This is a genomic window from Sodalis sp. RH20 (genome assembly GCF_047324205.1).
Lineage (GTDB): Bacteria > Pseudomonadota > Gammaproteobacteria > Enterobacterales > Enterobacteriaceae > Acerihabitans.
Map to the genome: position 1 here is coordinate 3,227,088 of NZ_CP178733.1, position 21,977 is coordinate 3,249,064.

The window sequence follows — 21,977 nt, forward strand, 5'->3', positions numbered from 1 at the left end:
GATGAAAAACAGGCGGTTGGTGATAGTCGGCGTGGATATGGGCGCCACCCATATCCGCATCTGTTTGTTATCGCCCGATGGCCAGGTACTGGTCACGGCGAAAGAGCGCACTCTGCCGGTAGTGGAAAGCGGCCTGGCGGAAGGATTGTCGGCTTTTATCGGCCGCTTTCTCGTCCAGCGCGGCGCCGGGGTCGCCGCAGTGATGATTGGCTTTCCCGCGTCCATAGCCCGGGACAGGAAAACCATCATGTCCACGCCCAACCTGCCCTGCGCCACCCGCGAATTTGTGGATCTGGCGGCAGAACTGGAGCGGCGCCTGCAATGCCCGGTGGCCTTTGAGCGTGACGTAAACCTGCAGCTGTTTTATGACGTGAGCGAGCAGCGCCTGGGGGATAAGCTGGTGCTGGGATGTTATCTTGGCACCGGGTTCGGGTTTGCCATTTGGCTCAACGGCGCGCCTTATGTCGGCGCGCATGGCGTGGCCGGCGAACTGGGGCACATTCCCCTGGGCGATGACGGCGCGCGCTGCGGCTGCGGTAATACAGGCTGCCTGGAAACCGCCTGTTCAGGCGTGGCGCTGGCGCGATGGTATCACGGCGCGGCGCATGACTACGCGCTGTCCGATATTTTCACCTGCGCCCATGGCGATAGCTATATTACCGGCTTTATCGACACGGCGGCCAAGGCGATTGCCACCGGCGTAAACCTGTTTGATCCCGATCATATCCTGCTGGGGGGCGGCGTGATGGATATGGTGGATTTCCCCTACGATCGGCTGATTGCCAGGGCCGGCGACTTTATTCGCAAGCCGTTGCCCTATGAGGAAATCATTTTTGCCAAAGCGTCCTCGTCGGCGTTTAACGGCGCCATCGGCGCCGCCAGGCTGGGACTGCGGGTCGCGCAGGCGGCGTGCGCCGCCGGTTAGGCTACGCGTCGCACGCAGCGCCGCGGTCGATACCGCGGCGCCGGCGCGGCGTCAAACGGCGGTTTTGGTCCAGGTATCGCGCAGGCCTACGGTGCGGTTAAACACCGGTTTTTCCACGCTGAAATAGCGGCTGTCGGCGCAGAAATACCCTTCGCGTTCAAACTGGTAGGGCTTGCCCGGCAGCGCCTCAAGCGCGCTGGCCTCCACAAAGCCTTGTTTGATGACCAGCGACTCCGGGTTCAGCGTCGCGAGGAAATCATCCGCCGAGGCGGGGTTAGGGTCGCTGAACAGGCGATCGTATAAACGAAACTCGGCGGGGACACCGTGGGTCGCCGAGACCCAATGAATCACCCCTTTCACCTTGCGCCCATCCGCCGGGTCCTTGCTCAGGGTCTCCGGATCATAGGTGCAGTAAATGACGCTGATCTCGCCCTGCTCATCCTTGTCGATACGCTCCGCCTTGATCACATAGGCGTTGCGCAGGCGCACTTCCTTGCCCAACACCAGGCGCTTGTACTGTTTGTTGGCTTCCTCGCGAAAATCCGCCCGATCGATATAAATCTCGCGGCTAAAAGCCACCTGGCGCTCGCCCATCTCGGGTTTATTGGGATGCGTCGGCATGGTCACGGTTTCCTCGTGCCCGGCCGGCAGGTTTTCTATCACCAGTTTTACCGGATCGATCACCGCCATGGCGCGCGGCGCGGTTTCATTGAGATCTTCACGGATACAGGCTTCCAGCGCGGCGATTTCCACGTTGTTTTCCTGTTTGGTGACGCCGATGCGCCGGCAGAATTCACGAATGGACGCGGCGGTATAACCACGGCGCCGCAGGCCGGAGATGGTCGGCATGCGCGGGTCGTCCCAGCCCTCGACAATATTCTCCGCCACCAGTTGGGTCAGCTTGCGCTTGGACATAATGGCGTATTCAAGATTGAGGCGCGAAAATTCATACTGACGGGGATGGCAGTCGATAGTGATATTGTCCAGCACCCAGTCATATAAACGGCGGTTATCCTGGAACTCCAGGGTACACAGCGAATGGGTGATGCCTTCGAGGGCGTCGGAAATACAGTGGGTGAAGTCATACATCGGATAGATGCACCACTTCGAACCGGTCTGGTGGTGCTCGGCAAATTTAATGCGGTACAGCACCGGATCGCGCATCACCATAAACGGCGAGGCCATATCGATTTTAGCCCGCAGGCAGGCGCTGCCCTCGGGGAAACCGCCGTTGCGCATAATGGTAAACAGCGCCAGGTTGTCCTCGACCGAGCGATCGCGAAACGGACTGTTCCGGCCGGGCGTGGTGAGGTTGCCGCGGTATTCGCGAATGGCGTCGGGTGAAAGCTCATCCACATAAGCCAACCCTTTATTGATAAGCTCGATGGCATAGGCATGCAGCTGATCGAAATAATCGGAGGAGTAATGGATATTGCCGCTCCATTTAAAACCAAGCCACTGCACGTCTTCTTTGATTGAATCGACGAATTCGATATCTTCTTTCACCGGGTTGGTATCGTCGAAGCGCAGATTGCATTGGCCCTGGTAATCCTGGGCGATGCCGAAATTCAGGCAAATGGCCTTGGCATGGCCGATATGCAGATAGCCGTTAGGCTCCGGCGGAAAACGGGTATGCACCGAATGGTGCTTACCGGTTGCCAAATCTTCGTCAATTATTTGACGAATAAAATTAGTTGGGCGGGCTTCTGCCTCACTCATATTGCATTTCCTCTACGCGAACGCACGACATTCATTATGCTTATGTTCCAACAAGCCACGTCCCGACACAACCGTTAGTTGCAGAAATTCTTATGGCGCCGGGCGCGGTGCCGCGGCCGTCCTGTCGCCCTGACGGACAGGCTGGGTAACCGGGAGGCTATATTAGCATAGGCGCAACTGCGCCGGAGGGTAACCGGGAGGCTATATTAGCATAGGCGCAACTGCGCCGGAGGATAACCGGGAACAGAATCGGGGGAATAACGCCGTGTCGGGGAGAAACGGACTCCGGCGCGCGAACCGCGCCGGAGCCGGGTAACGAGGGCGGCCTTATTTGGCGGTAACATCCAGCAGCGGTGTTACCCCTGCGACCACCGCGCCGCTGGCGATAGCGGTAATGGCGCCAAACTCATCCATATTGCTTATCACCACCGGGCTTATCATCGAGCGGGCATTGGCATTGAGATAGTCCAGATCCAGCTCCAGTATCGGCTGCCCCTGGGTGACCTTGCTGCCCTCTTCCACCAGGGACGTAAAACCCTGGCCCTGCAGTCCGACGGTATCAATGCCGATATGCACAATCACTTCGGCGCCGGCGTCGGTTTCCAGGCAGAACGCGTGATGGGTGCCGAAGACCTTGACCAGGGTGCCGTTAGCCGGCGACAGCACCAGTTTCCCGGTCGGGCGGATGGCGACGCCGTCGCCCACCGCTTTGCTGGCGAAGGCTTCGTCCGGCACCTGATCCAAGGGTACGATATCACCGGTTATCGGCGACGTCAGGCTAACCACCACCGGGCGCGCCACCGGCTCATGAACCACCGCGGCCGGCTGCGCCGCCGCGGGTTGGGAAACGGAGCGCGACGCCGCGACCGGCCCTTCGGCCAGCACGGTACGCATGGCGCCGGCGATAATTTCGGCTCGGGTGCCGACAATCACCTGCACGCTTTCCTTATTAAGACGGATAACGCCCTGGGCGCCGAGATTTTTTGCCAGGGAATCGTTGACCAGCGACGAATCCTTCACGTTCAGCCGCAGACGAGTGATACAGGCGTCAATGCCGGTCAGGTTTTCCGAGCCGCCCACCGCGCTGATGTAACGGCGGGCCAGCGCCTGGGTTTCACCGGACTTGGTGGTGGCCATGGCCGGTTCGACATCGACGTTATAGCCGTCGCTTTCGTCGCCGGCGACCGCCAGTTCACGCCCAGGAGTCAGCAGGTTGAAGCGTTTGATGGTAAAACGGAACACCAGGTAGTAAATAACAAAGAACACCAGTCCCTGCGGGATCAGCATATACCAATGGACCGCCAGCGGATTGCGCGAGGAAAGCACCATATCCACCAGGCCGGCGCTGAAACCGAACCCCGCCATCCAATGCATTTGCGCGGCGATGAATACCGACAGCCCGGTTAACAGGGCATGCAGGAAATACAGTACCGGCGCCACGAACATAAAGGAAAATTCCAGCGGTTCGGTGATCCCGGTAAAAAAGGCGGCAAACGCGCCGGCAATCATGATCCCGGCCACCTTGCTTTTGTTTTCCGGACGGGCGCATTGATAAATGGCCAGGGCGGCGCCCGGCAGGCCGAACATCATGATCGGGAAGAATCCGGCCTGGTAACGCCCGGTAATACCGACGATGGCGGTGCCCGCGTCAATGGACTGCTGGCCGCCGAAAAATTTGGGTATGTCGTTGATGCCGGCCACGTCGAACCAGAACACCGAGTTCAGCGCGTGGTGTAATCCCACCGGGATTAACAGCCGGTTAAAGAAGGCGTAGATACCGGCACCCACCGAACCGAGCTGCTGGATATGCTCGCCGAACGATACCAGGGCGTTAAACACCAGCGGCCAAACGTACATCAGGATAAAGGCCACCAGGATCATGACGAAGGACACCAGGATCGGCACCAGCCGCCGTCCGCTGAAGAACGACAGCGCCTTGGTCAGCTCGACATGGCTGAAGCGGTTGTACAGCTCGGCGGAGATAATCCCCACCAGGATGCCGACAAACTGGTTATTGATTTTACCGAAGGCCGCGGGCACATCGGCCAGGGGAATATGCTGGATCATCGACACGGAAGCCGGCGCGCACAGCGTGGTGACCACCAGAAAGCCGACCAGGCCGGATAAGGCCGCCGCGCCGTCTTTGTCCTTGGACATGCCGTAGGCCACGCCGACGGCGAACAACACCGACATATTTTCTATAATCGCCGATCCGGCCTTGATAAAGAAGGCCGCCCAGGCGCTGCCGCCGCCCCAGCCCACCGGGTCGATCCAGTAACCGACGCCCATCAGGATGGCGGCGGCGGGCAACGTTGCCACCGGCACCATCAACGCGCGGCCTATTTTTTGAAGATAACTGAGTATATTCACCTTGATTCCCCTTTTGACCTTATCGATCAACCCACAATGTAGGCTGTCTAACCCTTGCCTGCGAAAAACCGCGCCTGACGAAGCTGCTCATACGCAGTGTAGAAAGTTTAATTTTCAACGCAAATTAATTACCGGTATTATGTGATTAGAATCACCTTTAACCGGTAAGATTTGTGACTTATTCTACTAAATATGTCAAACTTATTTTGCATCGCGAATAATCAGCTTATACTTTTGCCGTGCGGTCAGAGCGCCCTGGCTCCCGCTATGTAATGCCTGCGCGCTAACGTTATACTGTTAACACCGCTGCGGACACCCGTTTTTATCTATTAAAGAGGTCAGTCATGAGACTTATTCCGTTAGAAACCGCCGCCGACGTCGGCAAATGGGCCGCTCGTCATATCGTCGAGCGCATCAATGCCTTCAAGCCCACCGCCGCGCGCCCTTTTATCCTCGGACTGCCCACCGGCAGCACGCCGTTGGAAGCCTACAAATATCTTATTCAGATGCATAAAGCGGGCCAGGTCAGCTTCGAGCACGTGGTGACGTTTAACATGGATGAGTACGTCGGCCTGCCCGCCGCCCATCCGGAAAGCTATTACACCTTTATGCATCGCAATTTCTTCGATCACGTGAATATTCCGCGGGAAAACATCAATCTGCTCAACGGCAACGCCGATGATATCGACGCGGAATGTCGCCGCTATGAAGAAAAAATCAAGTCGTACGGCAAGATCCATCTGTTTATGGGCGGCGTCGGCAATGACGGGCATATCGCCTTTAACGAACCCGCCTCCTCCCTGGCGTCGCGCACCCGCGTCAAGACCCTGACGCTGGAAACCCGCCGGGCCAATTCCCGTTTCTTTGACAATGATATCGAGCAGGTGCCGCGTTTTGCCCTGACCGTCGGCGTCGGCACACTGCTGGACGCCGAAGAAGTGATGATCCTGGTCATCGGCCACAACAAAGCGCTGGCGCTGCAGGCGGCGGTGGAAGGCAACGTGAATCATATGTGGACAATAAGTTGCCTGCAGCTTCATGCTAAAGCGGTGATGGTGTGCGACGAACCCTCCACCATGGAGCTGAAAGTGAAGACGGTAAAATATTTCCGCGAACTGGAAGCCGCCAGTACCCTGAGCCTGAAAAACAGCTGATTGATAACCGGGAGCGAACGATGTACGCATTTACCAACGGCCGGATCTTTACCGGTCTCCAAGTCCTTGAACATCATGCGGTAATCATCAATGACGGGGCAATCGACGCGGTCTGCCCGCTGGATTCGCTGCCGGCGGATATTGAGCGGCGCGATCTCGACGGCGCCATCCTGGCCCCGGGATTTATCGACCTGCAGCTTAACGGCTGCGGCGGCGTGCAGTTCAATGATTCCCTGGACGCCCTGACGGTGGAAACGCTGGAAATCATGCAGCGCGCCAATGTCAAATCGGGCTGCACCAGCTTTTTACCCACCCTGATTACCAGCACCGATGCGTTTATGCGCCGCGCCGTCGAGGTGATGCGCGCATTCCTGGCGCAGCATAAGCACCAGGCATTGGGCCTGCACCTGGAAGGGCCTTACCTGAATCCGATAAAAAAAGGCACGCACGATCCGGCGCTGATGCGCAAGCCCTCGCCGGAAATGGTGGATTACCTGTGCGCCAACGCCGATGTCATCGCCCAGTTGACCCTGGCGCCGGAACAGGTCGACGCCGGGATTATCCGCCGGCTGAGCCAGGCGGGCATCATGGTGTCGGCCGGTCATTCCAACGCCACCTATGATGAGGCGAAAGCGGGTTTTGCCGCCGGCATCGGCTTCGCCACCCATCTGTTCAACGCCATGCCGCCCCTTACCGGACGCGAGCCCGGGCTTATCGGCGCAATTTACGACACGCCGTCGCTCTATTGCGGCATCATCGCCGACGGACTGCACGTCAACTACGCCAATATTCGCAACACCAAACGCATCAAGGGCGATAAACTGGTGCTGGTCACCGACGCCACCGCGCCCGCCGGCGCCGATAACCAGATTGATCGGTTCATTTTTGCCGGTAAAACAATATACTACCGGGACGGCCTGTGTCTGGATGAAAACGGCACCCTGAGCGGTTCGGCGCTGACGATGATTGAAGCGGTGCGCAACAGCGTGGAATTCGCCGGTATCGCGCTGGATGAAGCATTGCGCATGGCGACCCTTTACCCGGCCCAGGCCCTGGGCGTGGCGGCGCAGTTGGGTACCTTGCAGGCAGGCAAGGTGGCTAACCTGACGGCGTTCACCCGCGATTACCGGATAACCAGGACTATCGTTAATGGCGACGAAGTTCTCTGATGAGCGAGTAATAAACCGATGACCCCAGGCGGACACGCCCCGATAGGAAACGTTGACCTGGTCAAACAGCTCAACAGCGCTGCGGTGTACCGCCTGATCGATATGTCGGGGCCGATTTCGCGCATCCAGATTGCCGAACAAAGCCAGCTGGCGCCGGCCAGCATCACCAAAATCACCCGTCAGCTGCTGGAGCGGGGACTGATCCGCGAGGTGGACCAGCAGGCTTCCACCGGCGGCCGGCGCGCCATCTCCATCGTCGCCGAAACCCGCGCCTTCCAGGCGATTGGCGTGCGTCTCGGTCGCCATGACACCACCATCACCCTCTACGATCTGACCGGCAAATCACTGTACGAAGAATTCACCCCGCTGCCGGAAACCACGCAGCAGGCGCTGGAAGCGGCGCTGTTCAGCGCCATAGCGCGTTTCCTGGAGCAGATCCAGCGTAAATCCCGGGAGCTCATCGCCATTTCGGTGATCCTGCCGGGCCTGGTGGATCCGTATTCCGGGGTGGTGCGTTATATGCCGCATATCAGCGTGAGCGCCTGGCCGCTGGTGGAAAATTTGCAAAAACGCTTTCATCTTACCGCTTTTGTCGGCCACGATATTCGCAGTCTGGCGCTGGCGGAGCACTATTTTGGTGCAACACAGGACTGCGCGGATTCCATTTTGGTTCGTTTGCACCGCGGCACCGGCGCCGGGATCCTGGTCAACGGCCAGATTTTTCTCGGCAGCAACGGTAACGTGGGGGAAATCGGCCATATCCAGGTCGACCCGCTGGGCGAGCGCTGCCATTGCGGCAATTTCGGCTGCCTGGAAACCATCGCCGCCAACGGCGCCATTGAAAAGCGGGTGCGCCACCTGCTCGACCAGGGCTACCCCAGCAGGCTGACGCTGGATAATTGCCAGATCGGCGCCATTTGCAAAGCCGCCAATCGCGGCGATACGCTGGCCTGCGAGGTTATCGAGCAGGTGGGTCATCACCTGGGCAAAGCGGTGGCCATCGCCATTAACCTGTTCAATCCGCAAAAAGTGGTGCTGGCCGGTGAGATTACCGAAGCCCATAAGGTGTTGCTGCCGGCGGTGCAGCGCTGTATCGATAATCAGGTACTGAACGGTTTTCGCCAAAATCTGCCGGTGGTGATTTCCGCGCTGGATCACGGCTCCGCCATCGGCGCCTTTGCGCTGGTCAAGCGCGCGATGCTTAACGGCGTATTGCTCCAGCGCCTGCTGGAAAACAGCTGATTGCCGGGTCATCGGGTTTTATTGCATTTACGATCGGTCAAATTTGCCGGTGTTTTTCCTTCTTTTATTGATGATTATTGATAATTAGCCGCTTAAAAATGAATTATCACCAGCAGCATGGCTTTTTTCATTGATTGATCTTGAATAATGGTGTCATTTTAGTGCTAAATCGATGTCAACAGCAAAGCATTAGCCCCGAGACCGGCCTAAGGAAAAGAGAATGTGTTCTATTTTTGGTGTACTGGATTTGCAATCGGATCCGAGCGAACTGCGTAAAACCGCGCTGGAAATGTCGCGTCTGATGCGTCATCGCGGTCCCGACTGGTCGGGAGTGTTTGCCAGCGACCAGGCCATCCTGGCCCATGAACGCCTGTCCATCGTCGACGTCAATACCGGCGCGCAACCCTTATATAACGCCGCGCATACCCATGTGCTGGCGGTGAATGGCGAAATTTATAACCATCAGGCGCTGCGCCAGGAGCTGGGGGACCGCTATGCGTTCCAGACCGGTTCCGACTGCGAAGTGATCCTGGCCCTGTACCAGGAAAAAGGACCGGCCTTCCTCGACGATCTGCGCGGTATGTTCGCCTTCATTTTGTATGATACCGAGAAAGACGCCTACCTGATCGGCCGCGACCATATGGGCATTATCCCGCTATATATGGGGCATGATGAAAACGGCACGCTGTATGTGGCGTCGGAAATGAAGGCGCTGGTGCCGGTATGCCTGAGCATTAAGGAATTTCCCCCGGGAAGTTATCTGTGGAGCCAGGACGGAGAAATCCGCGAATATTACACCCGCGATTGGTTCTCTTATGACAACGTGAAGGACAACACTACCGATAAAGCGGCGCTGCGCGACGCGCTGGAAGAGTCGGTCAAAAGTCATTTGATGTCGGATGTGCCTTACGGCGTGCTGTTATCCGGCGGGCTGGATTCATCGGTTATTTCCGCCATCACCAAGAAGTATGCCGCCCGGCGGGTGGAAGACGGCGCGCGCAGCGAGGCCTGGTGGCCGCAGCTGCACTCTTTTGCCGTCGGCCTGGAAGGCTCGCCCGATCTGCGCGCCGCCAAGGAAGTGGCTACCCATCTGGGTACCGTGCATCATGAAGTGCATTTCACCGTGCAGGAAGGCCTGGATGCCATCCGCGACGTGATTTACCATATCGAGACCTATGATGTCACCACCATCCGCGCCTCGACGCCGATGTACCTGATGTCGAGGAAAATTAAGGCGATGGGCATCAAGATGGTGCTGTCTGGCGAGGGAGCCGACGAGGTTTTCGGCGGTTATCTCTATTTCCATAAGGCGCCGAACGCCAAAGAGTTTCATGAAGAGCTGGTGCGCAAGCTGCAGGCGCTGCATATGTATGACTGCGCGCGCGCCAATAAGGCGATGTCCGCCTGGGGCGTGGAGGCGCGCGTGCCGTTCCTGGATAAAAACTTCCTTGACGTGGCGATGCGTATTAACCCGCAGGATAAAATGTGCGGACACGGCAAAATTGAAAAGCATGTACTGCGCGAATGTTTTGCGTCCTACCTGCCGGAAAGCATTGCCTGGCGGCAGAAAGAGCAGTTTTCCGACGGTGTGGGCTATAGCTGGATCGACACGCTGAAGGAAATGGCCGGCAAGCAGATTACCGATCAGCAATTGGCTAACGCGCATTTCCGTTTCCCGTACAATACGCCGACGTCTAAAGAGGCTTATTTTTACCGGGAAATCTTCGCGGAGCTGTTCCCGTTGCCAAGCGCGGCGGAGTGTGTGCCGGGAGGTCCGTCGGTGGCCTGTTCCTCGGCGAAGGCCATCGAATGGGATGAGTCGTTTAAAAATATGGACGATCCGTCGGGACGGGCGGTGGGTGTGCATCAGTCCGCGTACTAAAGCTATCGGCACGCTCTCCCTTTAACATGTCTGCGTTAGGTCCGGTGTTGGCGGGCCTGGCATGCCATGAGGCACTCGGTCGGGCGGGAACACCACGCCCGATTCGACCCCATTGGCACGCTCTCCCGTGAACTCGTCTGGGTTGAGTTCAGCGTTGGCGGGCCTGGCATGCCATGGGGCGCTCGGTCGGGCGGGAACACCACGCCCGATTCGACCCCATTGGCACGCTCTCCCTTGAACACGGCTGCGTTAGGTCCGGTGTTGGCGGGCCTAGCGCACCATGGGGCGCTCGGTCGGGCGGGAACACCACGCCCGATTCGACCCCATTGGCACGCTCTCCCTTGAACACGGCTGCGTTAGGTCCGGTGTTGGCGGGCCTAGCGCACCATGGGGCGCTAGGTCGGGCGGGAAAACCACGCCCGATTCGACCCCATTGGCACGCTCTCCCTTGAACACGTCCGGGTTGAGTTCAGCGTTGGCGGGCCTGGCATGCCATGAGGCACTCGGTCGGGCGGGAAAACCACGCCCGATTCGACCCCATTGGCACGTTCTCCCTTGAACACGTCCGGGTTGAGTTCAGCGTTGGCGGGCCTGGCATGCCATGGGGCCTCGGTCGGGCGGGAACACCACGCCCGATTCGACCCCATTGGCACGCTCTCCCTTGAACTCGTCCGGGTTGAGTTCAGCGTTGGCGGGCCTGGCGCGCCATGGGCCGCGCGCCCTTTAACATGTCTGCTTTGAGCTTAGGGTTATTATCAAACTCACCGGGCCTTTACGGCCCGGTTTTTATTTGTTTGAATAGGAAAATCAGGCCTTATGCGGTTTTTATCATCAGGTTGCTCATAAGCCAGACAAACAGCATGCGCAAAGCCTGATTACCGAAAAAAGGTGTTGACTGGATTTCTGCAACTACGCATAATGCGCCCCGCAACGCCGAATGAAGGTCACGCGGAAAGATGGCTACGTAGCTCAGCTGGTTAGAGCACAGCACTCATAATGCTGGGGTCACAGGTTCGAATCCCGTCGTAGCCACCATACTTTGCGGGAGTGGCGAAATTGGTAGACGCACCAGATTTAGGTTCTGGCGCCGCAAGGTGTGCGAGTTCAAGTCTCGCCTCCCGCACCATGATTTCGGTTACGCAGCGGATGGGGTATAGCCAAGCGGTAAGGCAGCGGGTTTTGATCCCGCCACTCCCAGGTTCGAATCCTGGTACCCCAGCCATTAACCTCGCCCGGGCGAGGTTGCAAGCGGGAAAAGTTGCAAAAACGTTTGGATGATTGGGATATAGCCAAGCGGTAAGGCAGCGGGTTTTGATCCCGCCACCCCCAGGTTCGAATCCTGGTATCCCAGCCAAAAAAAAGTTGAAAAAGTTTTTAAAAAGTATTGTAAGTCCCGAATTTTTAAGTATAATTCGGCTACGTAGCTCAGCTGGTTAGAGCACAGCACTCATAATGCTGGGGTCACAGGTTCGATTCCCGTCGTAGCCACCACATTTTTGGGGTATCGCCAAGCGGTAAGGCAGCGGATTCTGATTCCGCCACCCCAGGTTCGAATCCTGGTACCCCAGCCATACAAAGACTGCGCAAGCAGCGAAAAGCGGGGCGATTGTCGAAAGACATCGCCCCGCTTTTTTTATGCGTGTCTTCTGCCCTTCCTTTCAGATCATCCTTGCAAAGGGTATCAGCCCGTCGCCGCGCGTTAGCAAAAAAATCAGGATTATCCTAATTATTTTGCAACTAAACGCGGCGCAAGTAATCCCAGATCATGGTATCGGCCATATTGTTAAGGGCACAATCACCGACGATTTCGCGCGGGAAACGGCATGTGGCCTTTCACAAAAAGATCGTTGCCCGAGCTAGTCGTTTAATTAAGCAGGTTTCAGGGAGCTGTTCTCGTCTTTGGTGGTGCGCTACATAAGGTAAATTCAAGCACGATCAAATGATAAATTGACCATTATTCATTGGGACTCAATGATGATTAACTTTAAAACAGCAAGTATTGAAGAGTTGAAAATAGAATATAAGCGCCTGGCCAAGCTGGTGGGCGATATGCCCTTCGGCACCAAAAAAGAGTTTTACCATCTTCCGGCGATCCTGGCCGACGATGAAAAACCGCTGGCGGTGGCAACGGGCCTGATGGGCGGCAATACCTGGCTGATTACCCTGACCAACTACCGGATTATTTTCCTGGATAAAGGCATGGTTTACGGTCTGAAGCAGGTTTTCGTCGATCTGGCGAGCGTGGTTTCCGTAAGCGGGCGCACCAAGATGATGACCGGCAGCATTACCCTGAGCACCACAGGTCAAAACTATACCATCGAGAATGTGATGAAAGGTGCGGTCACCCCGTTTACCAATATGGTGAATATCGCACGGGAAACGCTCAGCCAGCAGCCGCAGATGCGGCAGGCGGCGGGCACCCGTGCGCAATATGACGTGATCACCCAGTTGGAAAAACTGGCGGCGCTGAAAGAACGCGGCATTTTAAGCGATCAGGAATTCAGCGTGCAAAAAGAGAAAATCCTGGCGATGTAACGCCCACCTGCGCTTAGCGGGACATGCAGGGGAAAGCGCCATCCCGGCTGATTGTCCACGCCTCTATTATCGCTTAAGCGCAGGCGCAGGCGGTGTTTTCTGTGCCGTCCGGCATGAAAAGCCCACCGGATAAGATCGCCTAAGCGTCCTTTGGCCGATCTGGCAGCAGCGCGCGCATCAAATGCTGACTGCGCGGCAATAAGCCTATCTTAAGGCCAAGTGGCTTAAATACCCGGTTTAATATCGACAACGACTGGCTGCCCTGGTCTCGTTCGATATCGGATAGAGTACGACGGCTGATATTGATCTGGATTTTGGTCGTCATCCTGAAAAGTATCGATCCAGATTTCGTTGTTGGCGGAGCAACGTAATAATAGTTTTGGCGCCTCCCCACCAGCGCCAGTGGCGCCACCGCCCGCCGCGCCCATCTGTTGTGCGTATTCTAAAAAATCAGTATTCCGCTCGGCCACATCCTGTACGGTAAACCGAATTTGATTAATTTGTTTAACCGCGGGTAAATCGGTTAAGGATTCCTTAATGCGCATATTTCCCACGGGAGCAATAACGCCTGACCGCAACCGAGCGCTATCTTGTTGGGTTGACGGCAGGCCTTGATCGGTAGTTTTCCATGAGTACCGCAGGCAAATTGCTACTACAGGCATGCTCATCATCCCGTTCCATGAATTCCAGCGCATAATCAAACGCATAACCGAGTAACGTTAAACTCGCGCGTCCTTGGTCAGGTTCGGAAAATGTGATAGACGCGGCGTCCTGCCATCTTCCTTCGACAAAAATTTCAATAGTCAATTTCATGGACACCTTCAATGAGCAATGTTTTGCTCTTTTAGCGCTAACGTTTTTAAAATGGCAATTATTTTGCTCAAAAAAATCTTAAATGAAAAAAAATGAGCAATATATTGCTCATTTTTTGCTGACAACGCCCGACGCTACCGCCAGTCAGAGACCCAGGGCATATTTCAGCGCTCGGACTTTCAGCGGGCCGGCGCGCTGGGCCAGGAACAGGCCGAGGTTGCGCGCCAGCCGGACCGGCGGCAGCCGGTTGCTGAAGGCGCTATAGAAGAGATCCATGCCGCTTTGCATCAGCAGGTTGTCGCCGTAACGGCGATGCTGATAGCGCTTTAAGATGCGCAGCTCGTCCCAGGGTTCATCATGATCGCGCGCGCCAATCACCACCGCGGCCAGCGCTTCAGCGTCGCGAAAGCCCAGGTTTACGCCCTGCCCCGCCAGCGGATTTATGGTATGCGCCGCATCGCCGATCAGCGCCAGGCCCGGCCGGACATAGTCCCTGGCATGGCTGCGCACCAGCGCAAAAGCGCCCGCGGCGTGCACCTTCACCGCGCCCAGGCGGGTGGGAAAGGCGGCCAGCACCTCGCGCTCCAGGGCCGCCGGCGGCAGGGCCTGCAGTTGGCGGATACGCGCCGCGCTGTCATACCACACCAGCGACGCCCAGTTATCGTAGAGCGGTAAAAACGCCCGGGGACCGTCGGGGGTAAATTCCTGCCAGGTGACATCCTGCTGGCCGTACGGGCATGCGACGGTTATCAGCATACACGACTGGCGATATTGCCAACCGACGGTGCCGATGCCAGCCCATTGCCGTACGTTGGACCGGGCGCCGTCGGCGCCGATCAGGAGCCGGGCGCCAACCGTTTCGCCGTTATCAAGCGTCAGGCGCCAGTTGCCGCCGTCATAACGCATTTTCGCCAGGGCGGCCGGCGCGCGCAGCGTCAGATTGCCGCAGTCGGCGCAGGCCTGCCACAGCGCCCGCTGCAGCCGGATGTTTTCCACCATAAAGCCGAGTTCCGGCAAATGCAGCGCCGCGGCGTCGAAGGTGACCTGGGACTGCGCCCATTCCCAGGTTTCCAGGCGGCGGTAGGGTACGCGGACATGGGAATCGATACGGTCCCACGCGCCCACGCGGCGCAACAACGCCGCCGACGCGCAGCTGATAGCCGAAACGCGCAAATCAGGCGGGGCATCCGGCCGGGGCTCCGCCAGCCGGGCATGGTCCAGCACCAGCACCCGTATACCGCCCTGCGCCAGCATTAACGCCGCCAGGGCGCCGACCATGCCGCCCCCCGCCACCACCGCATCATAGGCTATTTCGTTTGTGTTCATCTCGGCTATGCTTGTGTCTGTGATTAAACATTTGCTTAGTGTACCGCAATTTTTCATTATGAAAGAGGAGCGAAGGCTCAGCCCTCTGGTCACAACCACGCCAAAGGATTACAATACGCGCCCTGCATGAGCCGAAGGGCTTTTTCGCACCCTAAAATAATGCATCAAGTAATGGCAAGCCGATGACAAAAAAACTGCATATCAAAACCTGGGGCTGTCAGATGAACGAGTACGATTCATCGAAGATGGCCGACTTGCTGGATAGCACCCACGGCTACCAGTTGACGGATAACGCCGAAGAAGCGGACGTGTTGCTGCTCAACACCTGTTCCATTCGTGAAAAGGCGCAGGAGAAGGTATTCCATCAACTGGGCCGCTGGCGGGCGCTGAAAGAAGCCAATCCGGATTTGATCATCGGCGTCGGCGGCTGCGTGGCCTCCCAGGAAGGCGCGCATATCCGCGAGCGCGCCCATTATGTCGATATTATCTTCGGGCCGCAGACCCTGCACCGCTTGCCGGAAATGATCAACCACGTGCGCGGCACGCGCAGCCCGGTGGTGGATATCAGCTTCCCCGAAATCGAAAAATTCGACCGGCTGCCGGAACCGCGCGCCGAGGGCCCCACCGCGTTTGTCTCCATCATGGAAGGCTGCAACAAGTACTGCTCGTTTTGCGTGGTGCCCTATACCCGCGGCGAGGAAGTCAGCCGTCCCTGCGACGATATCCTGTTCGAGATAGCCCAACTGGCGTCCCAGGGCGTGCGCGAGGTCAACCTGCTGGGGCAGAACGTCAACGCCTACCGCGGCGCCAGCTTCGAGGGCGATATCTGCACCTTTGCCGAACTGCTGCGCCTGGTGGCGGCCATCGACGGCATCGATCGCGTGCGTTTCACCACCAGCCACCCGATTGAATTCACCGACGATATCATCGACGTCTACCGCGACACGCCGGAGCTGGTCAGCTTTGTGCATTTGCCGGTGCAAAGCGGTTCCGATCGCATCCTGACCATGATGAAACGCGCCCATACGGCGCTGGAATATAAATCCATCATCCGCAAACTGCACAAAGCGCGTCCCGGCATCCAGGTGAGTTCCGATTTTATCATCGGTTTCCCCGGGGAAACCCAGGCCGACTTCGAGCAGACCATGAAGCTTATCGCCGATGTTAATTTCGATACCAGCTACAGTTTTATCTACTCCGCGCGTCCCGGCACGCCGGCGGCGGATATGGTGGACGATGTCGGCGAAGACGAGAAAAAGCAGCGGCTGCATATACTGCAGCAACGCATCATTCAGCAGGCGATGCAGTTCAGTCGCCAGATGATGGGCACGGTCCAGCGCATCCTGGTGGAGGGCACCTCGCGCAAAAGCGTGATGGAGTTGGCCGGCCGTACTGAAAATAACCGCGTGGTGAACTTTGAAGGCACGCCGGACATGATCGGCAAGTTTGTCGATGTCGAGATCGTCGATGTCAATCCGAACTCGCTGCGCGGCGTGGTCGTGCGCACCGAAGATCAAATGGGCCTGCGCGTGAGCGAAAGCCCGGCCTCGGTGATTGCGCGCACCCGCAAAGAGAATGAACTCGGCGTCGGGACCTTCCAGCCGTGATACCCTCCCTGCCCGTTAACGGGCGGCCTCCCCCGCCGCCCGGTTCTGCCTTTTCTCCCCCGGTTGCTTTTCACTTATCGTGCCCCAATATTAATTTAATGATCCGCGTCCTTGACGCTGGTGACGGTTTCCTTCATTTATGAACATGGTCAGCCATAATCTACTCCCTAACATGGCCTGAAAGGCCCAGAGGAAAAGTTTGAACGTCGACACTAAAGAAATCATGCTGGAGCCTGCGGACAATAAGCGCTTAATGAGCCTCTGCGGGCCGTTCGATGACAATATCAAACAACTTGAGCGCCGGTTGGGCATTGAAATCAATCGTCGCGACAACGTTTTCAAACTGGTCGGCAAACCGCTGTGCGTGGAAGCCGCCGCCAATATCCTGCTGACGCTGTACGTGGACACGGCTCCGGTGCGCGGTGTTGTCGCCGATATCGAGCCGGAAAAAATCCACCTGGCCATCAAAGAGAGCCGGGTGCTGGAGCAAACCGCCGAAAGCGTGCCGGACTTCGGCAAAGCGGTGCATATCCAGACCAAGCGGGGCGTTATCAAACCCCGTACGCCAAACCAGGCGCAGTATATCGCCCATATACTCGATCATGATATTACCTTTGGCGTCGGTCCGGCCGGTACGGGTAAAACCTACCTGGCGGTGGCCGCGGCGGTGGATGCGCTGGAGCGCCAGGAAATACGCCGCATCATGCTGACCCGCCCGGCGGTGGAGGCCGGTGAAAAACTCGGTTTCCTGCCCGGCGATCTCAGCCAGAAGGTCGACCCGTACCTGCGTCCGCTGTATGACGCGCTGTTCGAAATGCTGGGCTTCGAGCGGGTTGAGAAACTGATTGAACGCAACGTGATTGAAGTCGCTCCGCTGGCCTATATGCGCGGTCGTACCCTGAATGACGCCTTTATCATCCTGGATGAAAGCCAGAACACCACCATCGAGCAGATGAAGATGTTCCTGACGCGCATCGGTTTTAATTCCAAAGCGGTCATTACCGGCGATATCACCCAGATCGACCTGCCGCGCAATGCGAAATCAGGCCTGCGGCACGCCATCGAAGTGCTGGCCGACGTAAAGGAAATCAGCTTCAACTTCTTCCATAGCGAGGACGTGGTGCGCCATCCCGTGGTGGCGCGCATCGTGGTGGCGTATGAAGCCTGGGAAGCGGCCGATCAGAAGCGTAAAGACGCGTTGGGCGAACAGCGCCGGCGTGAAGCGCAGGCCGCTTACCACGGGAATATCCCGCCGGCCGCCGGCGATAACCAGGAGCCGGCCAAATGAGCGGCGTCATCCTTGATTTACAGGTCGCCTGCGCCGATCCGGCCGGTTTGCCCGATGAAGCAACCTTTATGCGCTGGCTGGAAGGCGTGCTGCCGCAGTTCCAGGACGAGGCCGAGGTCACCATCCGCCTGGTGGACGACGCGGAAAGCCACGAGCTGAACCTGACCTACCGCGGCATGGACAAGCCGACCAATGTACTGTCATTTCCCTTTGAAGCCCCGCCGCAGGTGGAGCTTCCCCTGCTCGGCGACCTGATCATCTGCCGCCAGGTGGTGGAACGGGAAGCCGGCGAACAGGACGTGCCGCTGGAGGCGCACTGGGCGCATATGGTTGTCCACGGCTGTCTGCATCTGCTAGGGTATGATCATATCCAGGATGAGGAAGCCGAGGAAATGGAGGCGCTGGAGGCCGACATCATGCAGGCGTTAGGTTATCCCGATCCCTATCTGAACGAAAAAGACGACTGATAAACGACGCCGGCCCCGGAGCGGGGCCGGTTTATACGATCCATTTATCCACTACGAGTGAAATTAACTAAACGCCATGAGCGACGACCATTCGCAAAGCAACGACAGCCCCAGTCCCAAAAAGGGCTTTTTTACGCTTATCCTTAATCAGCTGTTTCACGGCGAGCCAAAAAATCGCAATGATTTACTGGAGCTTATCCGTGATTCCGAACAAAACGAGCTGATTGATCCCGATACCCGCGATATGCTCGAAGGCGTTATGGATATCGCCGAGCAGCGCGTACGCGATATCATGATCCCGCGTTCCCAAATCGTGACCCTGAAAAACAACCAGTCGCTGGAAGAGTGCCTGGATGTGATCATTGAATCCGCGCATTCCCGTTTCCCGGTGATAAGCGAAGACAAGGATCACATCGAGGGGATCCTGATGGCCAAGGATCTGCTGCCGTTTATGCTCAGCGATTCGCAGCCGTTCAGTATGGATAAAGTGTTGCGCCCCGCCGTGGTGGTGCCGGAAAGTAAACGCGTCGATCGCATGCTGAAGGAGTTCCGGTCCCAGCGCTACCATATGGCCATTGTGATTGACGAGTTCGGCGGCGTTTCCGGCCTGGTCACCATTGAAGACATCCTGGAGCTGATCGTCGGCGAAATCGAGGATGAATATGATGACGAGGAAGACCGGGATATCCGCCAGCTTAACCGCCATACCTTCACCATCCGCGCGCTGACGCCGATTGAGGATTTTAACGAAACCTTCGGCACCCACTTCAGCGACGAAGAAGTGGACACCATCGGCGGGCTGGTGATGCAAGCCTTCGGCCATCTGCCGGCCCGTGGTGAAACCATTGAAATAGATGGTTATATTTTTAAGGTCGCCATGGCCGACAGTCGGCGTATCATCCAGGTTCATGTTAAAATCCCCGACGACTCACCCCAACCGATAATGGAAGAATAAACCTTACATGGCGAGCGCATTGCGACTTGAGCGCCAGTGGGTACGTGCGTTGCTGGCGTTATTGACCGGCGCCTGCGGTACCCTGGCGTTTTCACCTTATGACTTTTGGCCGGCGGCGTTAGTCTCGCTGGCCGGGTTGCTGGCGGTGACCCTTAACCGCACGGTGCGGCAGTCCGCCTGGCTCGGTTTTTTCTGGGGCTTTGGGCTGTTCGGCACCGGCATGCGCTGGATTTATGTCAGTATCGACCAGTTCGGCGGGCTGCCCGTCCCGGTGAATATCGGCCTGGTGGCCCTGCTGGCGGCGTACCTGGCGCTGTATCCGATGCTGTTTGGCGGCGTGCTGGCGCGCATCTGGCCGCGCACCTCGCTGTGGCGGCTGGCGGTTGGCGCCCCGGTGCTGTGGCAGGTGACGGAATTCCTGCGCGGCTGGGTGATGACCGGCCTGCCGTGGCTGCAGTTCGGCTATACGCAAATCGACGGTCCCCTGAAGGGGCTGGCGCCGCTGTTCGGCGTCGAGTCCATGACCTTTTTCCTGATGGCCGCGAGCGGCCTGGCGGTGGCCGCCGTGGCGCTGCGCGCCCCCCTGGCCGGCATTTGCGCGCTGGCGGTGCTGTTGCTGCCCTGGCCGCTGCGCGGACTGCACTGGTATGCCCCGCAGGATGCCAGGACGGTGGCTGTGGCCATGGTGCAAGGTAACATTGCCCAATCGCTGAAATGGGAACCCGACCAGGTACGGCCGACGCTTGACGTGTACCTAAGCCATACCCGTCCGTTCCTGGGCAAGGCGCAGATGGTGATTTGGCCGGAATCGGCCATACCGGATGACGAAACCGCCCAGGGGCCGTTCCTGACCGAGCTGGATGCGCTGTTGCGTGAAGAGCGCACCAGCCTGGTCACCGGCATTATCGACACCCGCAGGACAGCGTCGGGCTATAATTATTTTAACAGTATCCTGGTACTGGGGGAGCAAACGCCTTACCGCTACCCCAGCCCGAATCGTTATGCCAAGCATCATCTGGTGCCGTTCGGTGAATTTGTGCCGCTGGAAACCCTGCTGCGTCCCCTGGCGCCGCTGTTCAATCTGCCGATGTCGTCATTCAGCCGCGGCAATTATATCCAGCCGCAGCTGAGCGTTGCCGGCATGAAGCTGACTGCGGCCATTTGTTATGAAATCGTGCTCGGCTCGCAGGTGCGGGATAACTTTCGGCCGGATACCGATTTCCTGCTGACCATTTCCAATGACGCGTGGTTCGGTCATTCCATCGGCCCCTGGCAGCATTTCCAGATGGCGCGCATGCGCGCGCTGGAACTGGGGCGGCCATTGTTGCGCAGTACCAATAACGGTATTACCGCGGTGATCGGCGCCGATGGCGCCATCGAAGCGATGCTGCCGCAGTTTACCCGCGACGTGTTAAGCGCGCGCGTAACGCCGACAACCGGACTGACGCCTTATGCACGCTTTGGCGACTGGCCGTTGTGGGTGCTGACGCTGCTGCTGGGGTTTGCCGCCGTGGTCTTTGGCCGCCGGGCGCGTTAGTAGCCACGGTTTAGGTCGCCATGGTGAGGGCTTCGCTGGCGCTTGCGGGGAAGCGTATGTTGCCATGGTGAGAGTTTCGCCGGCGCTTGCGGGGAGGCTTATGTTGCCATGGTGAGAGTTTCGCTGGCGCTTGCGGGGAGGCTTATGTTGCCGCGGTGAGAGTTTCGCTGGCGCTTGCGGGGAGGCTTATGTTGCCGCGGTGAGAGTTTCGCTGGCGCTTGTGGGGAGGCTTATGTTGCCGCGGTGCGGGTTTCGCTTGCCGTGCGTTAGGTGTTCATATGTCTTGCCGGGTGCCGGCAAGCGACAAAGAGGCCGTACCGCGACGGCCTCCTTGACCTCCGCGCGCCCGGCAGGTCGCGCGTCGCTGCGCGATACCTTCCGCCGCCTGTGCCCCCGTTATGCACCGGCCCGTTATGCGCTCCCGGCGCAAACGGGCCTTTCGCCGCTCCCGGCGGCTCATGCCGGGGGCACAGGCGCCGTCAGCGCGCTTTATGCCGGTCAACATGTCGCTGTTCGTACTGCATGTTATGAAACGATAGCGGCGCTGTTGCTTAGGATGGGACTGGCGTCGGCTTAGGATCGACCGTGATGGGATGCAACAGGTATGGAATGCAGCTGGCACGACGAAAAGTTGGACATGCGGTCATGCAATAAGGCGTTCATCATTCATGCAACTTAAACCTTACGCTTTAAGTTTTAACAGTACGCATTACGCTTTCAGCCATCAGCCATCAGCCATCAGCCATCAGCCGTTATACTGCAGACTTCAGCCCAAAATAAATACTGCTATTTTTCCCGGTAATCACATACCGCGATGAACCCCAAAACGCTACATTGCTCACAGGCGATGGTGTTGACGTTGTGCCGGCATAGAGTGCGCCGGCAGCGCGCATCTTGGCTGGATGAGCCGCCGGGAGCGGCGAAAGCTAAGGGCCGCGCCGGGAGCGCGTCCCGTGCGGTCCCAAAGCCGGGATGGGCGATGCCGGGG

At 57.9% G+C, this 21,977-nt stretch carries 15 protein-coding genes and 6 tRNA genes; 17 read left to right on the forward strand and 4 right to left on the reverse strand.

What is annotated here, in order from left to right:
* Position 1: 1 nt before the first annotated feature.
* Positions 2-925, forward strand: coding sequence for an allose kinase (gene alsK / locus ACL2XM_RS14920; RefSeq protein ID WP_413730758.1), 924 nt, complete (start codon positions 2-4; stop codon positions 923-925).
* A 51-nt stretch (positions 926-976) separates the two neighbouring features.
* Here alsK and glnS read toward each other — a convergent pair whose 3' ends face one another.
* Together glnS and nagE are read right to left on the reverse strand one after the other, a co-directional pair.
* Entirely contained in the window at positions 977-2,644 is a 1,668-nt protein-coding gene (gene glnS, locus ACL2XM_RS14925; RefSeq protein WP_410016074.1) for a glutamine--tRNA ligase, read from the reverse strand.
* Between the two features lie 327 nt (positions 2,645-2,971).
* Positions 2,972-5,014, reverse strand: a complete 2,043-nt coding sequence (gene nagE, locus ACL2XM_RS14930; RefSeq protein WP_413722300.1) for an N-acetylglucosamine-specific PTS transporter subunit IIBC — start codon at positions 5,012-5,014, stop codon at positions 2,972-2,974.
* Positions 5,015-5,358: 344 nt separating this feature from the next.
* Between nagE and nagB the strand changes: the two genes are divergently transcribed.
* The 11 genes from nagB to ACL2XM_RS14985 all read left to right on the forward strand — a co-directional run bounded on the left by nagB (position 5,359) and on the right by ACL2XM_RS14985 (position 12,996).
* A complete protein-coding gene (gene nagB, locus ACL2XM_RS14935) occupies positions 5,359-6,168 on the forward strand; it encodes a glucosamine-6-phosphate deaminase (protein WP_413722299.1) in 810 nt (269 codons plus the stop codon).
* Between the two features lie 20 nt (positions 6,169-6,188).
* Complete coding sequence (gene nagA, locus ACL2XM_RS14940; RefSeq protein WP_413722298.1) at positions 6,189-7,337, forward strand: N-acetylglucosamine-6-phosphate deacetylase; 1,149 nt, start codon at positions 6,189-6,191, stop codon at positions 7,335-7,337.
* Between the two features lie 18 nt (positions 7,338-7,355).
* On the forward strand, positions 7,356-8,579 hold the full coding sequence (gene nagC, locus ACL2XM_RS14945; RefSeq protein WP_410016078.1) for a DNA-binding transcriptional regulator NagC: 1,224 nt from the start codon (positions 7,356-7,358) through the stop codon (positions 8,577-8,579).
* A 220-nt stretch (positions 8,580-8,799) separates the two neighbouring features.
* On the forward strand, positions 8,800-10,461 hold the full coding sequence (asnB, locus tag ACL2XM_RS14950) for an asparagine synthase B (RefSeq protein WP_410016079.1): 1,662 nt from the start codon (positions 8,800-8,802) through the stop codon (positions 10,459-10,461).
* A 958-nt stretch (positions 10,462-11,419) separates the two neighbouring features.
* A tRNA-Met gene (locus tag ACL2XM_RS14955) sits at positions 11,420-11,496 on the forward strand.
* 6 nt (positions 11,497-11,502) lie between these two features.
* Positions 11,503-11,587: transfer RNA gene (locus ACL2XM_RS14960), tRNA-Leu, on the forward strand.
* Positions 11,588-11,608: 21 nt separating this feature from the next.
* Positions 11,609-11,683: transfer RNA gene (locus tag ACL2XM_RS14965), tRNA-Gln, on the forward strand.
* Positions 11,684-11,740: 57 nt separating this feature from the next.
* Positions 11,741-11,815: transfer RNA gene (locus tag ACL2XM_RS14970), tRNA-Gln, on the forward strand.
* Between the two features lie 60 nt (positions 11,816-11,875).
* A tRNA-Met gene (locus ACL2XM_RS14975) sits at positions 11,876-11,952 on the forward strand.
* Between the two features lie 6 nt (positions 11,953-11,958).
* Positions 11,959-12,032, forward strand: a tRNA-Gln gene (locus ACL2XM_RS14980).
* Between the two features lie 400 nt (positions 12,033-12,432).
* On the forward strand, positions 12,433-12,996 hold the full coding sequence (locus tag ACL2XM_RS14985) for a PH domain-containing protein (RefSeq protein WP_410016080.1): 564 nt from the start codon (positions 12,433-12,435) through the stop codon (positions 12,994-12,996).
* 224 nt (positions 12,997-13,220) lie between these two features.
* On the opposite strand, the gene ACL2XM_RS14990 is transcribed toward ACL2XM_RS14985, so the two are convergent.
* Entirely contained in the window at positions 13,221-13,658 is a 438-nt protein-coding gene (locus ACL2XM_RS14990; RefSeq protein WP_413731173.1) for a hypothetical protein, read from the reverse strand.
* A 295-nt stretch (positions 13,659-13,953) separates the two neighbouring features.
* Positions 13,954-15,135: a 3-demethoxyubiquinol 3-hydroxylase gene (gene ubiF, locus ACL2XM_RS14995; protein ID WP_410016083.1), complete on the reverse strand. Its 1,182-nt coding sequence runs from the start codon at positions 15,133-15,135 to the stop codon at positions 13,954-13,956.
* A gap of 182 nt (positions 15,136-15,317) precedes the next feature.
* Between ubiF and miaB the strand changes: the two genes are divergently transcribed.
* The 5 genes from miaB (at position 15,318) to lnt (ending at position 20,989) form a co-directional block, all read left to right on the forward strand.
* Entirely contained in the window at positions 15,318-16,742 is a 1,425-nt protein-coding gene (gene miaB / locus ACL2XM_RS15000; RefSeq protein ID WP_410016084.1) for a tRNA (N6-isopentenyl adenosine(37)-C2)-methylthiotransferase MiaB, read from the forward strand.
* Positions 16,743-16,941: 199 nt separating this feature from the next.
* A complete protein-coding gene (locus tag ACL2XM_RS15005) occupies positions 16,942-18,030 on the forward strand; it encodes a PhoH family protein (RefSeq protein WP_413722295.1) in 1,089 nt (362 codons plus the stop codon).
* A complete protein-coding gene (gene ybeY / locus ACL2XM_RS15010; protein ID WP_410016086.1) occupies positions 18,027-18,497 on the forward strand; it encodes an rRNA maturation RNase YbeY in 471 nt (156 codons plus the stop codon). The genes ACL2XM_RS15005 and ybeY overlap by 4 nt, the downstream gene beginning before the upstream one ends.
* Before the next feature lie 76 nt (positions 18,498-18,573).
* On the forward strand, positions 18,574-19,452 hold the full coding sequence (corC, locus tag ACL2XM_RS15015; RefSeq protein WP_410016087.1) for a CNNM family magnesium/cobalt transport protein CorC: 879 nt from the start codon (positions 18,574-18,576) through the stop codon (positions 19,450-19,452).
* Positions 19,453-19,459: 7 nt separating this feature from the next.
* Positions 19,460-20,989, forward strand: a complete 1,530-nt coding sequence (gene lnt, locus ACL2XM_RS15020; protein WP_413722294.1) for an apolipoprotein N-acyltransferase — start codon at positions 19,460-19,462, stop codon at positions 20,987-20,989.
* Positions 20,990-21,977: the final 988 nt, after the last annotated feature.